Genomic DNA, 15,689 nt, shown 5'->3' with positions numbered 1-15,689 from the left:
GGATTAAATCGGTCGGCACGCTTGGCCATGCCAGCGCTTTTGAGTAACGTACCGGGGATTATGACAGGGGCAAAGGGGTTCCCATGGGTTTTCTTTCCAATCGCAAGGCACTGATCGTCGGTGTCGCCAGTAATCGCTCCATCGCCTGGGGAATTGCCGAGGCCATGCATCGCGAGGGCGCCGAGATCGCCCTCACCTATCAAAACGAAAAGCTCAAGCGCAGGGTCGAACAGTGCTCCGAGGCCTGTGGTGGTGGGCCAGTCATGCCACTCGATGTCACTGACGACGACCAGATTGACGCCGTTTTCGAGACGCTCTCGAACACCTGGGGCCATCTCGACATTGTCGTCCACGCCGTGGGGTTTGCGCCGCGCGAGGAGCTCGAGGGCTCGTTCGTCGACAACACCACCCGGGGTGGCTACGGCATGGCCCATGACATCAGCGCCTACAGCTTCATCGCTCTGGCCCGCGGCGCCCGTCCCCTGATGCAGGGGCGTAACGGCAGCCTGCTGACGCTGACGTACCTCGGCGGCGAACGCGCTCTGCCGAACTACAACGTCATGGGTCCGGCCAAGGCAAGCCTCGAGGCTTCGGTGCGTTACATGGCGAGCGATCTGGGCGGCGAAGGGATTCGCGTCAATGCGGTATCGGCAGGGCCCATCCGGACGCTCGCCGCGTCAGGGATCGGTGATTTCCGCAAAATGCTCGACTTCAACGCGGCCGCAGCCCCCATGCAGCGGAACGTCAGCATCGAAGAGGTGGGCAACACGAGTGCGTTCCTGTGCTCCGACCTCGCCTCCGGCATCACCGGCGAGGTCGTGCATGTGGATGGCGGCTTCCATTCCGTCGCCCTCGCCGGGAGCGCAATGGAGGACGGCGACTAGCCGCCCTCAGAGGTTGCGCTCGCGCACCTCAACATCGGTCTGGTCACGGAGTGCGGCGACGACCGCACTCACGCTGGCCTGCCCATCCAGATCGCTCAGTGTCTGCCTGAGCTCGTTGCGGCGCTCGGCATCGACAGCCGACGGATCACCCGACTCCACCGCTTCGACGACGACCGCGGCCCAACCGTCCGGAAGCCGACCAACGCCGGCCGGGTCGCCGCGCTCATCGTCGGCGGAGAGGCGGAAGCCGCGCTCACGCACCCCGGCCGGCAACGAGCGGTCGTTCCGGCCACTCCACTGCGGCGCGTTGTACTCGGCATTGGCGATCCGCTCACTGGCCCGCGCCAGCGACTCGCCAGCATTCACCGCGTCAACGATCCGCTGCGCATCCGCTCGGGCTGCCTCGTTGGCCTGCTCGCGCCGATAGGCCGCACGTGCCTCATCGCGGACGGCATCAAGCGGCTGGACCCGTGCGGCGCGGTAATCCGTTACCCGGATCACCGAATAGCCACCCTCTGAGCGTTCGATCAGATCGCTGTTCTCGCGTGTATCCAGCATCGACTCGCCGAACGCGGCATCAAGCACGGCCGGGTCACTTGCAATACCACGGTCCGTCGTTGACTGCGAGATCCAGTCTGTGGACTCGACCTCCAACCCCGCCGCATCTGCCGCCGGCATCAGTGTCGAGGGGTTCTCGAACGCCAGCGCCTCGAGCTCGTTGGCAAGTTCCGTCACCCGCCGTTCAGCCCGTTCCAGCGCAATATCCTCGCGGACCTGTTCGCGCATTTCCTCGAACGGGGCCATCTCCGCGGCCTGAACATCGGTCACCTCGATCAGGTGCCAGCCGAACGACGTCCTGACCGGCTCGCTGAGCGCGCCCGGCTCCAGTGACCATGCCACGTCGGCGAATGCATCAGCGACATCGCCCTGCTCGATGACACCAAGGGCGCCGCCGCGTGAGGCTGACCCCGAATCGTCGGAGACCGACTCGGCCACCGCGGCAAAGGATTCGCCGGCGCGGATCCGCTCACGCGCATCGGAAATCCTTTCCCGTGCGGATTCAACCGCGGCATCATCGGCATCGTCTGGCACCGCGGCAAGGATATGCCGGACTTCGCGCGCTGCGTCCTCACCGCTGCCCGAGGCGCGCTCGTCATAGCGCGCACGGACGGCCTCTTCGGAGACATCGATCGACGCTGCCATTGTCTGGGGTGAGAGCGTGAGATAGCGCAGTTTCACCTGCTCTGGTTCGCGAAAACGCTCGCGATTATTTTCATACCAGGCCTGGAGATCCTCGTCGGTGGCCTCAATACCATCACCGTACGCGTCGGCCTTCAGCGTCGCCCAGGCGAGTTCACGCTGCTGGGACTGCAGAGCAATCAGGCGATCGATGGTTTCCTGCGCCGTGAAGGTTGTCGATTCCACTGCCCGCTGCAGCAGCGATATGGACAGGTCGCGGCGGATCTGGGCCTCGTAAGCCTGCGCCGTCAGCCCATTGCGCTGGAGGAGATCCTCATAGCGATCGCGGGAGAAGCTGCCGTCCACCTGGAACATCGACTGACTGCGAACTGACTGGGAGACATCCTCGTTGCTCGCCCGAAGCCGTGCGTCCCGGGCGTAGTTGAGCAGCACCTGGCGGTCGATGAGCTGCTGGAGGACCCGACGACGCAGATCATCGGTACTGAAAACGGACGGATCGTACTGATCACCCAACATGCGGCGGAGCTCTGACTGGCGCTGTTGATAGGCCTGGTCAAGCTGGGTCCGGGTGATCTCGGCATCGCCGACGGTTGCGACGACCTGCGGCCCCCCGCCGCCGACATAGTTGTAGAGCCCGAACAGGGCAAAAGGGATCACCAGCAGGCCTACGATCACGTAGGCAATCCAGCCGCTGGTACGATCTCTGATGGCTAGCAGCATGGTTGGATTCCATATATCAAAAAGGCGCCAATGGGCGCCTTCCTGATGGTGGGATTGTATGGCGGAGCGGACGGGATTCGAACCCGCGACCTCCGGCGTGACAGGCCGGCATTCTAACCTGCTGAACTACCGCTCCGTTTTTTACACCTTGGTGGGTGGTGAGGGGTTCGAACCCCCGACATTCGCCTTGTAAGGGCGACGCTCTCCCAACTGAGCTAACCACCCCTAAACAAGAAGGCGTTAGTTTACCGCATCCTTAAGCGCCTTGCCAGCCTTGAATCCCGGCACTTTCGAGGCCGGAATATCAATCGACTCGCCAGTGCGGGGATTACGGCCGGTCCGGGCAGCCCGCTCGCGAACGGTAAACGTGCCGAAGCCAACCAGCGTGACCTGGTCGCCCTGGTTGAGCGCGTCAGTCACTGTGGAAGAGAACGCGTCGACAGCCTTGGTGGCGTCGGCCTTGGAGAGGTCGGCCGATTCGGCGACGGCGTCAATGAGTTCCGACTTGTTCATGAATGATCCCCTTCGAAGTTATTCTATCAATGATCGCCGTTGCGACGAATGCTTCGCATGCTATCGCTTCGATCGCTTTCCGACAATCGCTCAGTACGCTAATGCGACCATTGCTATTTAGCATCGGGGCGCTGTCGACTGTCAAACCGCCGGTGGGCCTCAGTGCGGGCGTACGCCCGTTGTCACCGGATCGGTGTTTGATGCGGCCTCGCCAAGCGTCTCACCAGTATCTTCCAGTGGCACCGGCTGTGACACCAGAGCCGCCGACAGCACCTCATCAATCCAGCGCACCGGGCGGATATCGAGTTTTGACTTGATATCCCGCGGGATGTCGGCGAGGTCCTTGCGGTTGTCCTCGGGGATCAGAACCGTCTGAACACCGCCGCGAAGCGCCGCGAGCAGCTTTTCCTTGAGCCCGCCAATCGGAAGGACTTCACCGCGGAGTGTAATCTCTCCGGTCATGGCCACAGCCGCGGACACCGGGATCCCGGTGGCGGCAGAGACGAGCGCCGTGCACATGCCCGTCCCCGCACTGGGCCCGTCCTTGGGAATCGCTCCCTCAGGCACATGGATGTGGACATCGTGATTCTGATGGAAGTCCGCGGCGATGCCCAAAGCCTGTGAGCGACTACGCATGACGGTCTGGGCCGCATGAATGGACTCTTTCATCACATCGCCGAGCTGGCCGGTATTCTGCAGACGGCCCTTACCCGGGACGACCACGCCCTCGATGGGCAGCAGCTCGCCGCCGACCTCCGTCCAGGCCAGGCCGGTCACCCGCCCAACCTGATCCGTCGACTCAGCAACGCCATAGCGGTGGCGGCGCACACCAAGGTACTTGTCGAGGTTCTGGGTGCTTACCTGAACCGCTCGATCCCGTGGCTTGACCAGCACCTCCTTCACCACGCGGCGTGCGATCTTGGCCACCTCGCGCTCGAAGTTGCGCACACCCGCCTCGCGCGTGTAATAGCGGGCGATGTCGCGCAGCGCGTTGTCACTCACTTCGAGTTCACCGGCCTTGAGCCCGTTCGCCTTGATCTGTTTGGGCAGCAGGTAGTTACGAGCGATGTTGACCTTTTCCTCTTCGGTATACCCGGACAGCCGGATGACCTCCATGCGGTCGAGCAGTGGACCTGGAATGTCCAGCGTGTTCGCTGTACAGACAAACATGACGTCAGAGAGGTCGAAATCGACTTCGAGATAGTGATCGTTGAAGGTCGCATTCTGTTCCGGATCCAGCACTTCCAGCAGAGCCGATGCGGGATCGCCGCGGAAATCCATGGCCATCTTGTCGACTTCGTCGAGCAGAAACAGCGGGTTGCGCTTGCCGACCTTGGTGAGCTTCTGGATGACCTTGCCCGGCAGTGATCCGATATAGGTCCGCCGATGACCACGAATCTCGGCTTCATCGCGGACACCGCCCAGCGACATCCTCACAAACCGGCGGTTGATCGAGCGCGCGATGGACTCGCCCAATGAGGTCTTGCCAACCCCCGGCGGACCAACGAGGCAGAGGATCGGCCCTTTGAGCTTGCGGACCCGCTGCTGGACCGCCAGGTATTCGAGAATCCGCTCCTTGACCTTCTCCAGGCCATAGTGGTCGGCATCGAGGATCGCTTCGGCCCGCGGCAGGTCGTGACGGACACGTGTACGCTTTTTCCAGGGCAGTCCCACCATCCACTCGAGGTAGCTGCGAACGACCGTCGCCTCGGCAGACATGGGCGACATCATCCGAAGCTTGTTGAGCTCCTGATCCGCCTTCTCGCGCGCCTCACTCGACATGCCTGAAGCCTCGATCTTCTGCTCCAGGTCCTCGACCTCGTTGGGCGCGTCTTCCAGCTCGCCAAGCTCCTTTTGAATGGCCTTCATCTGCTCATTCAGATAGTACTCGCGCTGGGATTTCTCCATCTGCTGTTTGACGCGTCCGCGGATGCGTTTCTCAACCTGAAGCACATCCAGCTCACCCTCGATGAGCGCCATGAGATGCTCGAGCCGACGCGCCGGACTCTGCATTTCCAGAATCGTCTGCTTTTCGTCGATCTTCAGGCTCATGTGCGCGGCGACCGTATCGGCCAGCCGACCCGGCTCCTCGATGCCCTGAAGCGAGGACAACACCTCCGGTGGCACCTTCTTATTAAGCTTGACGTACTGCTCAAACAGCGACATGAGCGAGCGGATCATGACATCCACTTCTTCATCGCCGGCCACTGACTCATCCGGCAGTGTCACTGCGTCGGCGGCAAAATAGCCGTCGCTGTCGCCAATGGCGGACACCGCCGCGCGCTCAACCCCCTCCACGAGCACTTTGACCGTGCCATCGGGCAGTTTGAGCATTTGCAGAATATTGGCGATTGTCCCGACGCCGTAGAGATGCCCGGCAGCCGGGTCATCCACTTCGGCACTGTGCTGTGCCACCAGCAGGATCCGCTTATCGTCGGTCATCGACCGCTCTAGCGCCTGGATGGACTTTTCACGGCCAACGAACAGCGGGATGACCATGTGCGGATAGACAACGACGTCGCGCAGCGGCAGCACCGGCATAACGGCGCCGCCCGCTGGCGTCAGTTCCTGACTCATAGGAATCCTCTTGGGGCCGGCAGGCCCGGCCGTGCCTCAGTCCGAGGCTGCGGCCGGCTGCTCCGAGCCATCGTAGATCAGATAGGGGGCCGTCTCGCCGCGAATGACTGCGTCGTCCACCACGACCTTGCTGACATTCTCGAGCGACGGTAGCTCGTACATGGTATCGAGCAGGACATGTTCCACGAGCGTACGCAGCCCACGCGCGCCGGTGTTACGGGCGATGGCCTTGCGCGCCACCTCGTAGAGCGCCTCATCCCGGAACTCAAGCTCAACGCCTTCCATTTCAAACAGCCGGTGGAACTGCTTGACCAGTGCGTTCTTCGGCTCCCGAAGGATCTGGACCAATGCTTCCTCATCGAGCTCGTTGAGGGTGGCGACGACCGGCAGGCGACCAACGAATTCCGGGATCAGCCCGTAGCGCATCAGGTCCTCGGGCTCGACATCACGGAGCGTCTCGCCCACGGCCTTACGCTGCGAGGCGTCCTTGATCTCGGCATAGAAACCGATGCCACCCTTTTCGGAGCGCTGCTGGATCACCTTCTCGAGGCCCGAGAACGCGCCACCGCAGATGAACAGGATGTTGCTGGTATCCACCTGCAGGAACTCCTGCTGCGGGTGCTTACGTCCGCCCTGGGGGGGCACCGACGCGGTGGTACCCTCGATCAGCTTGAGCAGTGCCTGCTGCACGCCCTCGCCCGAGACATCGCGGGTGATCGACGGGTTGTCCGACTTGCGCGAGACCTTGTCGATCTCGTCGATGTAGACGATGCCCCGCTGGGCCTTTTCAACGTCATAATCGCAACGCTGCAGGAGCTTCTGAATGATGTTCTCGACATCCTCGCCCACATAGCCCGCTTCGGTCAGTGTCGTCGCGTCGGCGATGGTGAACGGAACATCGAGCAGCCGCGCCAGGGTCTCGGCAAGCAGCGTCTTGCCGGATCCGGTCGGACCGATCAGAAGGATATTGCTCTTGTTGAGCTCGACGTCATCGCGACCCTGTGTCGCCTGCATCCGCTTGTAATGGTTGTACACCGCCACTGACAGGACCTTCTTCGCGTGGTCCTGACCGATGACGTGACCGTCCAGCTCGGCATCAATCTCGTGGGGCGTTGGCAGATTCGCGCCCTTCTCGGCGCTGGTCTCTTCCATTTCCTCGCGGATGATGTCGTTGCAGAGTTCGACACACTCGTCGCAGACAAACACAGAGGGCCCCGCAATCAGCTTGCGTACCTCGTGCTGGCTCTTGCCACAGAATGAGCAGTGGAGCGGCTTGCCGTTGTCGTCGCCGCGACCGCCATCATTTTTGTCAGTCATGGGCTACCTTTGTGCATGCCAGAAAATCTCGATTTCGACGATGCCCGCTTTTCCGCGGGCACGCAAGCGGCCCGCTACTCGAGCGGCAGCTTGCTGCGGTCCGTCAGGACCTCGTCAATCAGGCCGTAATCACGCGCCGCTTGCGGATCCATGAAGTTATCGCGCTCCGTGTCCTGGGCAATCGTTTCCATGGGCTGGCCCGTGTGATGCGCAAGGATACGGTTCAACCGCTCGCGGGTGTTGAGGATTTCCTTGGCATGGATATCGATATCCGTGGCCTGGCCCTGGAAGCCACCCAGCGGCTGGTGAATCATCACCCGAGCGTTGGGCAGCGCGAAGCGCTTGCCGGCGGCACCTGCCGCAAGCAGCACCGACCCCATGCTGGCCGCCTGGCCGATGCACACGGTGCTGATATCAGGCTTGATGAACTGCATCGTATCGTAGATCGCGAGCCCAGCCGTCACCAGGCCGCCCGGGCTGTTGATGTAGAAATGGATGTCCTTGTCCGGATTCTCCGACTCCAGAAAGAGCAGCTGCGCGATCAAGAGGTTCGCCTGGTGATCCTCGACCGGGCCGACGAGAAAGATCACGCGTTCCTTGAGCAGCCGCGAGTAGATATCGTACGAACGCTCACCGCGTGCGGTCTGCTCGACGACCATCGGCACAAGGCCGGTGCCCATAGGGGCGTTTTCGTAGCGCTCTTCGCTCATCTTTACTATTGCTCCTGGCCGCCGTCGGCCTCGGTATTGCCTTCATCCTCGACGCCACTGGTCAGCGCATCGAGGCTCATCGGTTTATCAGTGACCTGCGCCCGCTCGAGGACCCAGTCGACCACCTGATCCTCCATCACCTGGAGCTGGAGGCTCTGCATGGCCTCCTGGTTCTGCAGGTAATGCTGCATGACCTGCTCCGGCTGCTCGTAACCCGAGGCGATACGCTGAAGCGCCGCCTGCATCCGCTCCGGCTCAATCTCGATATTATTGGCCCGGACGATTTCATTGACCAGCAACCCGAGCTTGACCCGCCGCTGCGCCTCTTCCTCGAAGCGATCCGCCGGCAGATCCGGATCATCACCGGCGGCGCCCGCCTGGCGCATCTGCTCCAGCGTCTGCTCACGGACCTGCTCGATCTCCCGATCCACCAGTGTCCGCGGCAGAGTCACGTCATTACGGTCCACCAGGGTGTTCATCACCTGGTTTTTAATACGACTACGGACGGCCTGGTCGCGTTCCCGCTCAAGGCTGTCGGCAATCCGCTCGCGGAGTGCCTCCACCCCGCCTTCGATACCCAGTGTCTCGGCAAAGCTTTCGTCCGCCTCTGGCAGCTCGGGGGCCTCAACCGTTTTCATGGTCACCAGGAACTCCGCCTCGCGACCGGCAATCCCCGCATCCGGGAAGCCTTCAGGGAAGGTGTAATGGATGGTCTTGCTTTCGCCGGCCTTCATGCCGGTCAACTCTTCTTCAAAAGGACCGGGCATCTGCCCCTCGCCCAGCGATACCTCGACATCCTCGCCGCTGTTGCCATCGAAGTCCTCGCCGTCGACCTTGCCGTCAAAATCGATGGTGACCCGGTCGCCCTGAGCAGCGGGCCGGTCAACTTCAGTGTATTCGGCATGCTGCCGGCGCAGCCGATCGAGGATGCGATCGACATCCGTGGTCTCGATATCCACCGCCGGCCGGTCGAGCTCGATCGACTCGATGTCTCCGACACTCACGTCAGGGACAATCTCGAACCGCGCCTCGTACTCAAGGTCTTTACCCGGCTCGACGGTCAGTGGCTGGATGTCGGGCGTACCCGCCGGCCGCAGCGACTCCTGCTCGAGCGCCTCGGCGTAGGTCGTACGGACGACCTCATCGAGCACTTCACTGCGCACCTGCGGCCCGTATCGCTTCTCCACGACCTTCATCGGCACCTTGCCGGGCCGGAACCCCTGCAGGCGGACCTGGCCACGCATCTCGCGAAGCTTCTGATCGACCTGTTCGTCCACCTGCTCAGAAGGCACCTGGACCTTCAATGTGCGCTCCAGGCCATCGCCCGACTCCACCGATACTTGCATTGCCTACCTCTGGATTGATTGGTGCGAAAGGCGAGACTCGAACTCGCACGGGGGGATGCCCCACTGGGACCTAAACCCAGCGCGTCTACCGGTTCCGCCACTTTCGCGTATTGACATCGAAACGATCAGTATACCGGCATGCCGCATCCGGCAAAAGCTAACCCTGAGGCGCGTCCGCTGAACGGCGCTGCCGGCGGCGCTGCCAGGCTTTGTGACCCTCGACCACCGCCACCACGGGCAGGCTCACGAACACCGCAAGCAGCCAGTCGCGGAGACCCAGCGCGCGAGTGTCGAACAGCAGCTGCATGGGGGGCGCATAGGTGAACAGCAGCTGGGCGAACACGATCACGGCGATAGCCCCCAGCACGTAGCGATTTCCCAGCAGGCCGCCGCGATTGAGCGTGCTGGCATGCAGGCGCCGGGCCGAGAACAGATACCAGACCTCGAAGAGCACCAGGGTATTGATGGTCAGGGTGCGCACCTCGGCCAGGTCGCGCCCCGCGGCCTGCTCACCGAGGAACACCGCCAGCGTTCCGCCCAGCATCACCAGGGCCACCCACCCTACCCGCATCCCCATGCCCGGGGGGATCAGCGCCGCATCGCCGGGGCGTGGCGGTCGCTCCATGACCGCCGCCTCGGCAGGCTCGAAGGCCAGCGCCAGCGCTAGTGTCACCGCGGTGATCATGTTCACCCAGAGGATCTGGACCGGCGTCACCGGCAGGACAAGGCCCGCCATCACGGCCACCACCAGCAGCAGGGCCTGGGCGGCATTGGTGGGCAGGATGAACAGGATCGACTTGACGATATTGTCATAGACCACACGCCCTTCATGGATGGCCGCCTCGATGGTCGCGAAGTTGTCGTCGGCGAGGACGATCTCCGAGGACTCGCGGGCGGCATCGGTACCGCCCCGCCCCATGGACACCCCCACATCCGCCCGCTTGAGCGCCGGCGCATCATTGACGCCATCGCCGGTCATCGCCACCACCTGCCCATCGGCCTGCAGGGCCTCCACCAGACGTAATTTGTGCGCCGGCGACACCCGCGCAAACACCGAGCGCCCGGCGGCGGTGCGCTGGAACTCGTCGTCATCCATGGCTTCAAGGGCTTCGCCGGTCACCCCCCGGGTTTCGTCTCCCAGCCCCAGCTGACGGCCAATCGCCGCGGCGGTCACGGCGTGGTCGCCGGTGATCATCTTGATGCGGATGCCGGCCCGCTGGGACGCCGCCACCGCATCGATCGCCTCGCGCCGGGGCGGGTCAATGATGCCGACCAGACCGATCAGCACGAGCGAGTCGGGACCCGAATCCTGATGCAGATCCAGGGCCGCACCGTCACTGCGCCGCTCCGCCACCGCCAGCAGGCGCAGTCCGCGGCCGGCCAGCTCTTCGGCGCGACGATGCCACGCCGCCTCGTCCAGCGCGGCGGTGCCGGCGTCGGTGAGCACCCCGTCGCAGCGGGGCACGACGGCCTCCGGCGCACCCTTGACCACCAGCCAGCGGGCGTCGCCCTCGTCATGTAGCGTGGCCATATAGCGATGCCCGGCATCAAACGGAATGCTGTCGACCCGCGGGTGTTGCGACCGCCAGGCCTCGACATCGACATCACCGGCAGCCGCCAGATGCAGTAGCGCGACTTCCATGGGATCACCACTGACGCGCGTTTCTCCGGCACTGTCCGAGGCAATGGTCGCATCGCTGCAGAGCGCGACCGCCTCGGCCAGGGCCCGGGCGTTTTCACCCTGCGGCGCGCTATGCTGCGGATCGATGGTCTGCAGCCCGTCGGCCAGCAGCAACGCCTGAACGGTCATTTCGTTGCGCGTGAGCGTGCCGGTCTTATCCGAGCAGATCACCGTGACCGCGCCCAGCGTTTCCACCGCCGGCAGCCGTCGCACAATGGCATTACGCCCCGCCAGCCGGCGCACCCCGAGAGCGAGGGTGATGGTGACGATCGCCGGCAGGCCTTCCGGGATCGCGGCCACGGCAAGGCCGACCGCCGCCATGAACATGGCCACCGGCGAAAACCCGTGCAGGAGCACTCCGGCCACGGCGGTCGCCGCCCCGGCCGCGACGATGATCACCGCCAGCTGGCGTCCCAGCTGATCGAGATGGCGCAGCAGCGGCGTGGTCAGTGTCTCGACCCGCGAGAGCATTTCGGTGACCTGGCCGAGCTCGGTCCGGTCACCGGTCTCCACCACGAGACCATCGCCCTCGCCGGCGGTCACCAGCGTGCCGGCGAACGCCATCGAGCGCCGGTCCCCCAGACTGGCCCCGGCCTCGACCGGCTCGTGGGTCTTGTCGACGGGAACGGACTCACCGGTCAGTGCCGACTCGTCGACGGCGAGGCCGCTTGTGCGGATCAGGCGCACATCGGCGCTGACCTTGGCGCCGGGTTCAAGGATCAGCACATCCCCGGGCACCACCCGGGCCGCGTCCACGGTCTGGCGCCGCCCGTCGCGCCGGACCGTGGCTTCCGGGGCCAGCATCCCGCGGATCGCGGCCATGGCGCTCTCGGCCTTGCCCTCCTGGATGTAGCCGATCAGCGCGTTGATCAGCACCACCGCCGCGATGACCCCGGAATCAATCCAGTGCCCGAGCGCCGCGGTGATGCCCGCGGCCGCCAGCAACAGATAGATCAGGAGATTGCGGAACTGGCTGATCAGGCGCTCGAACGCGCTGCGGTGTGCCGGCGGCCGCTGACGGTTGGCGCCGTAGCGCTCGAGCCGCTGGGCCGCCTGGGTTTCATCGAGCCCATCGCGGTCGGTATCGAGCTGATCGACGGTGGTCTCGACGCTGCGTGCGTGCCAGTCCATCGGCGCTACCAGTGACCCGTGCCGGCCTCGCCCTTCCACGGGCCGACCAGCTCATCGGTCACCCAGCCGCCGTAGTAGCGGCCTGACTGAGCCTTGACCGGCTCGTCGCCGACGTAACAGGTGAGTTGCTCCGGATACAGCGAGTACCAGCCGGCGATGGACTCCGCCCCCGGCAGGGGGGCCGGATAGCGCCAGACGGCCGCCTCGGCCACCGCCGTGGGCGTGACCACGTCGAAGTACTCCGCCTCGCCCTTCCATTCGCAGAAGGTGCGCTGTGACGACGGCCTCAGCCAGCGGGACTCAATCGCCTCGGGCGGCAGGTAGAAGGCCGGCGGACTGCCGGTCTCCTTGACGCGGATGGCGTGATCACTGCGGGCCACCGGGTGACCGTCCAGGCTGACGCTGACCCCACGCGGGTCCGGTTCATAGGCCGGCGGGCGGGGATAGTCCCAGACCGACTCCTGGCCGGCCCCGGGCTCAACCGCGAAATCCGGCCGGTCACCGCCTTTGTAGCGCCAGGCCTCGCGGCGCGCGCTGATGTCCGTGGGATCCGTCATGGCACCCTCCTCGTTGAAATCACGTTTGGTGCATTGCAACACGGGGCAGAAGATTGTGCCAGTCGCCGCGGGCGTGACGCGGGTCCTGAAGGGCTCGATGCAGACAGGGGCTTCGCGTACCGTGGACCATTATTCATTCATTTATCAGGAGACACCCCGATGGTCGACCATCGCATCACCCGCCCCGTGCTGGGCAGTCTGATCCTTGCCGGGGCATGGCTGAGCGCCCCGGCCATGGCGGCGGACTATGTCATTGACACCGAAGGCGCCCATGCCTCCATCAACTTCCGCATCAGCCACCTCGGCTACAGCTGGCTGACGGGACGGTTCAACGACTTCAGTGGCCAGTTCAGCTACGACGCCGACAACCCCGAGGCGGCGAGCATCTCGGTGGATATTGATCCGGCCAGCGTTGATTCCAATCACGCCGAACGCGATGAGCATCTGCGCAGCGATGACTTTCTGGCGGTCGAGTCCCATCCAGAGGCCGGATTCGTCAGCACCGACTACATCTCCCACGGCGACGGCACGGCCACGCTCGAAGGCGAGTTCACGCTGCGCGGTGTGACCCGACCGATCAGTATTGATGTGGAGAAGATCGGCGAAGGCGAGGATCCATGGGGCGGCTATCGCGCGGGCTTCACCGGCGAGACCTCGTTCCAGCTCGCCGACTATGGCATCGACTACAATCTGGGCCCGGCCAGCGAAACCGTCCATCTGCAGCTGGAAGTCGAGGGCATCCGTCAATAGCCCATCATCATTTCCTCGCGCTCGATCCAACCGAGCGCGAGGCCGACAGTATAGAAACTGGTCACCGAGAACTCATGGACCGCCGCATCGGTGTGGGCCACGGTGATCTCACCGCAAAGCTGACGGCAGGCGGCTTTGGTCACCTCCTGGAGCATGGCGAAATCACGAAAGTAGTCCCTGAGCGGCGGCATGCCCTGCGCATGGCGGCGGTTATTCTTGCTCTCGATGGCCTCATCCACCGCGACCTGGAGGGCGCCGACCGCGCCAGGCCTTACCGCCTCGAGCACTGCCTCGAACTGCGAATACCGGAATTCTACGACCACACCACTGCGATCGGCGTCGCGGGCATGATAGGGCGCGATCGCTTCGTCCAGACAGACCAGTCCCCGGAGAACATTCAGGCGTTGCGCGACCCGGGGAGTGATCGCGGAAATACCGCGGGGCTCAAGCGGATCTCCCTGTGTGATCAACAGCGGCGGGCGGCTGATCGAGCGTCCAGCCCAGTGCGTGACGAGCCGATCGGCAATCTTCCCTGCCACTTCTCCGGGGTCGCGGGTATCCCGGCCACCGGCGCCTTCGATCACGACGGGGTGGTACGGGGACAGGCTGTTCAGTGAATCACCAGGCAAGGCATTACTCCGTCGCTGTCACCACAACAGTCAACCAGACAGGAATACGGGCGAGAGGAGATGGTGGGCCGTGAAGGACTCGAACCTTCAACCAACTGATTAAGAGTCAGCTGCTCTACCAATTGAGCTAACGGCCCATCAATAAGGGTGGGGTGAGCGATGGGACTTGAACCCACGACCACCGGAGCCACAATCCGGAGCTCTACCTAACTGAGCTACGCCCACCACCGATTGTTGTCCCTGCGGTGTAGCTGGTCGGGGTGGAGGGATTTGAACCCCCGACATCCTGCTCCCAAAGCAGACGCGCTACCAGGCTGCGCTACACCCCGCTTCGTCCGCAGGTCCCCTGCCGCATGCGCAAGGAATCCAGAAATAATACTGAGCCCCCACCGCCCGGTCAATGTGCGTATACTGCTGCCTATCGCAAGGAGAAACGATTCGATGACATTTGATGATTTCGGTCTTCAGACCGAACTGCTCGACGCCGTCAAGGCCTCGGGCTACAACACCCCCACCTCGATCCAGCAACAGGCCATCCCGGAAATTCTCAACGGCAAGGATCTGCTCGGCGCCGCTCAGACCGGTACCGGCAAGACCGCGGCCTTCACCCTGCCCCTTCTGCAGCGCCTCGCCGCGCGCCGGCCGGAGGCGAAACGCCGCCCGGTCCGATTGCTAGTGATCGCCCCGACGCGGGAACTGGCAGCGCAGATCCACGAAAGTATCAAGAAGTACGGTGCCAACCTGCCACTCCGCTCCGGCGTGGTTTTCGGTGGCGTCGGCATGCAGCCTCAGATAGATCGCCTGCGCAAGGGCGTGGATATCCTGATCGCCACACCCGGACGTCTGCTCGACCACCTGCAGCGTGACAATCTGCGCCTCGACCAGGTTGAGAGCGTGGTCCTGGATGAGGCGGACCGAATGCTCGACATGGGCTTCATCCACGACATCCGCAAGGTGATGAAAAAGGTCCCGGCCAGCCGGCAGACGCTGCTGTTCTCGGCGACCTTTTCGAAAGAGATCCGCCAGTTGGCCTCGGGCATGCAGACCAATCCGGTGGAAATCGATGTCGCCCCGCACAACAGCGCCGCCGACACCGTGGAACAGTCCGTCTATCGGCTCGAGAAAGCCGAAAAGCGCCCGATGCTGAGCCGTCTGATCCGCGAGGGTGGCTGGCAGCAGGTGCTGGTGTTTACGCGCACCAAGCACGGTGCCAACAACCTCAGCAAGCAGCTCGATAAGGATGGACTGAGCACCGCCGCGATTCATGGCAATAAGAGCCAGACGGCGCGCACCAAGGCGCTGGACGGGTTCAAGAAGGGTCACGTGAGGGTTCTGGTGGCCACTGACATTGCCGCTCGCGGGCTCGACATCGACCAGCTGCCCCATGTGGTCAACTTTGACCTGCCGCATGTGGCCGAGGACTACGTCCATCGCATTGGCCGCACTGGTCGTGCCGGCAATTCCGGCGAAGCGATTTCGCTGGTGGCGCCGGACGAGGGCAAACTGCTGAAAGGGATTGAGCGCCTGCTCAAGCGCCCGCTCAAACGCGCTGACACGGCTGCATAGCGTTTAAGGGGAGGACTGGTGCGCCCGGCAGGGCTTGAACCTGCAACCCTCGGCTTAGAAGGCCGATGCTCTATCCGATTGAGCTACGGGCGCATGGGGTGGGATTGT

At 63.7% G+C, this 15,689-nt stretch carries 12 protein-coding genes and 7 tRNA genes; 3 read left to right on the top strand and 16 right to left on the bottom strand.

Annotated elements, in window-relative coordinates:
* Positions 1–83: 83 nt before the first annotated feature.
* Positions 84–884, top strand: coding sequence for an enoyl-ACP reductase FabI (locus SPICUR_RS02960; protein ID WP_023365895.1), 801 nt, complete (start codon positions 84–86; stop codon positions 882–884).
* A gap of 6 nt (positions 885–890) precedes the next feature.
* Here SPICUR_RS02960 and SPICUR_RS02955 read toward each other — a convergent pair whose 3' ends face one another.
* From SPICUR_RS02955 to SPICUR_RS02905, 11 genes are all read right to left on the bottom strand, one after another.
* On the bottom strand, positions 891–2,804 hold the full coding sequence (locus SPICUR_RS02955) for a SurA N-terminal domain-containing protein (protein WP_023365893.1): 1,914 nt from the start codon (positions 2,802–2,804) through the stop codon (positions 891–893).
* Between the two features lie 59 nt (positions 2,805–2,863).
* A tRNA-Asp gene (locus SPICUR_RS02950) sits at positions 2,864–2,940 on the bottom strand.
* 13 nt (positions 2,941–2,953) lie between these two features.
* Positions 2,954–3,029: transfer RNA gene (locus SPICUR_RS02945), tRNA-Val, on the bottom strand.
* A 15-nt stretch (positions 3,030–3,044) separates the two neighbouring features.
* Positions 3,045–3,317 (bottom strand): HU family DNA-binding protein, encoded by a 273-nt coding sequence (locus tag SPICUR_RS02940; RefSeq protein WP_023365891.1) that lies wholly within the window; start codon positions 3,315–3,317, stop codon positions 3,045–3,047.
* A 159-nt stretch (positions 3,318–3,476) separates the two neighbouring features.
* Complete coding sequence (lon, locus tag SPICUR_RS02935) at positions 3,477–5,894, bottom strand: endopeptidase La (protein ID WP_051373228.1); 2,418 nt, start codon at positions 5,892–5,894, stop codon at positions 3,477–3,479.
* 36 nt (positions 5,895–5,930) lie between these two features.
* Positions 5,931–7,211 (bottom strand): ATP-dependent Clp protease ATP-binding subunit ClpX, encoded by a 1,281-nt coding sequence (gene clpX, locus SPICUR_RS02930; protein ID WP_023365887.1) that lies wholly within the window; start codon positions 7,209–7,211, stop codon positions 5,931–5,933.
* 74 nt (positions 7,212–7,285) lie between these two features.
* Positions 7,286–7,921 carry an ATP-dependent Clp endopeptidase proteolytic subunit ClpP gene (clpP, locus tag SPICUR_RS02925; RefSeq protein WP_041381615.1) on the bottom strand — a complete coding sequence of 212 codons (636 nt, stop codon included), beginning with the start codon at positions 7,919–7,921 and terminating at the stop codon, positions 7,286–7,288.
* A gap of 5 nt (positions 7,922–7,926) precedes the next feature.
* On the bottom strand, positions 7,927–9,267 hold the full coding sequence (tig, locus tag SPICUR_RS02920) for a trigger factor (RefSeq protein WP_023365882.1): 1,341 nt from the start codon (positions 9,265–9,267) through the stop codon (positions 7,927–7,929).
* 19 nt (positions 9,268–9,286) lie between these two features.
* Positions 9,287–9,374: transfer RNA gene (locus SPICUR_RS02915), tRNA-Leu, on the bottom strand.
* Positions 9,375–9,424: 50 nt separating this feature from the next.
* Positions 9,425–12,079 carry a cation-translocating P-type ATPase gene (locus SPICUR_RS02910; protein ID WP_023365880.1) on the bottom strand — a complete coding sequence of 885 codons (2,655 nt, stop codon included), beginning with the start codon at positions 12,077–12,079 and terminating at the stop codon, positions 9,425–9,427.
* Between the two features lie 5 nt (positions 12,080–12,084).
* Entirely contained in the window at positions 12,085–12,636 is a 552-nt protein-coding gene (locus tag SPICUR_RS02905) for a DUF427 domain-containing protein (protein ID WP_023365878.1), read from the bottom strand.
* Between the two features lie 159 nt (positions 12,637–12,795).
* On the opposite strand from SPICUR_RS02905, the gene SPICUR_RS02900 reads away from it, so the two are divergent.
* Positions 12,796–13,386, top strand: coding sequence for a YceI family protein (locus SPICUR_RS02900; RefSeq protein WP_023365876.1), 591 nt, complete (start codon positions 12,796–12,798; stop codon positions 13,384–13,386).
* Here SPICUR_RS02900 and SPICUR_RS02895 read toward each other — a convergent pair.
* From SPICUR_RS02895 to SPICUR_RS02880, 4 genes are all read right to left on the bottom strand, one after another.
* Positions 13,380–14,015, bottom strand: a complete 636-nt coding sequence (locus tag SPICUR_RS02895; RefSeq protein WP_041381613.1) for a hypothetical protein — start codon at positions 14,013–14,015, stop codon at positions 13,380–13,382. The genes SPICUR_RS02900 and SPICUR_RS02895 overlap by 7 nt on opposite strands.
* A 61-nt stretch (positions 14,016–14,076) precedes the next feature.
* Positions 14,077–14,152, bottom strand: a tRNA-Lys gene (locus SPICUR_RS02890).
* An 11-nt stretch (positions 14,153–14,163) separates the two neighbouring features.
* A tRNA-His gene (locus tag SPICUR_RS02885) sits at positions 14,164–14,240 on the bottom strand.
* A 27-nt stretch (positions 14,241–14,267) separates the two neighbouring features.
* Positions 14,268–14,344 (bottom strand) — tRNA-Pro (locus SPICUR_RS02880).
* A 112-nt stretch (positions 14,345–14,456) separates the two neighbouring features.
* On the opposite strand from SPICUR_RS02880, the gene SPICUR_RS02875 reads away from it, so the two are divergent.
* Entirely contained in the window at positions 14,457–15,581 is a 1,125-nt protein-coding gene (locus SPICUR_RS02875; protein WP_023365872.1) for a DEAD/DEAH box helicase, read from the top strand.
* A 16-nt stretch (positions 15,582–15,597) separates the two neighbouring features.
* Here the strand turns inward: SPICUR_RS02875 and SPICUR_RS02870 are convergent.
* Positions 15,598–15,674: transfer RNA gene (locus SPICUR_RS02870), tRNA-Arg, on the bottom strand.
* Positions 15,675–15,689 lie beyond the last annotated feature (15 nt).

Source organism: Spiribacter curvatus, from assembly GCF_000485905.1.
GTDB classification, from domain to species: domain Bacteria; phylum Pseudomonadota; class Gammaproteobacteria; order Nitrococcales; family Nitrococcaceae; genus Spiribacter; species Spiribacter curvatus.
This window is presented reverse-complemented; position numbering and strand designations above follow the sequence as displayed.

Bases quoted from the DNA above. Each gene is read 5' to 3' on its own strand.
- SPICUR_RS02905 (WP_023365878.1), bottom strand. From the start codon at position 12,636: ATGACGGATCCCACGGACATCAGCGCGCGCCGCGAGGCCTGGCGCTAC.
- tig (WP_023365882.1), bottom strand. From the start codon at position 9,267: ATGCAAGTATCGGTGGAGTCGGGCGATGGCCTGGAGCGCACATTGAAG.
- SPICUR_RS02910 (WP_023365880.1), bottom strand. From the start codon at position 12,079: ATGGACTGGCACGCACGCAGCGTCGAGACCACCGTCGATCAGCTCGAT.
- SPICUR_RS02960 (WP_023365895.1), top strand. From the start codon at position 84: ATGGGTTTTCTTTCCAATCGCAAGGCACTGATCGTCGGTGTCGCCAGT.
- SPICUR_RS02955 (WP_023365893.1), bottom strand. From the start codon at position 2,804: ATGCTGCTAGCCATCAGAGATCGTACCAGCGGCTGGATTGCCTACGTG.
- lon (WP_051373228.1), bottom strand. From the start codon at position 5,894: ATGAGTCAGGAACTGACGCCAGCGGGCGGCGCCGTTATGCCGGTGCTG.
- SPICUR_RS02875 (WP_023365872.1), top strand. From the start codon at position 14,457: ATGACATTTGATGATTTCGGTCTTCAGACCGAACTGCTCGACGCCGTC.
- SPICUR_RS02900 (WP_023365876.1), top strand. From the start codon at position 12,796: ATGGTCGACCATCGCATCACCCGCCCCGTGCTGGGCAGTCTGATCCTT.
- SPICUR_RS02940 (WP_023365891.1), bottom strand. From the start codon at position 3,317: ATGAACAAGTCGGAACTCATTGACGCCGTCGCCGAATCGGCCGACCTC.
- clpX (WP_023365887.1), bottom strand. From the start codon at position 7,211: ATGACTGACAAAAATGATGGCGGTCGCGGCGACGACAACGGCAAGCCG.
- clpP (WP_041381615.1), bottom strand. From the start codon at position 7,921: ATGAGCGAAGAGCGCTACGAAAACGCCCCTATGGGCACCGGCCTTGTG.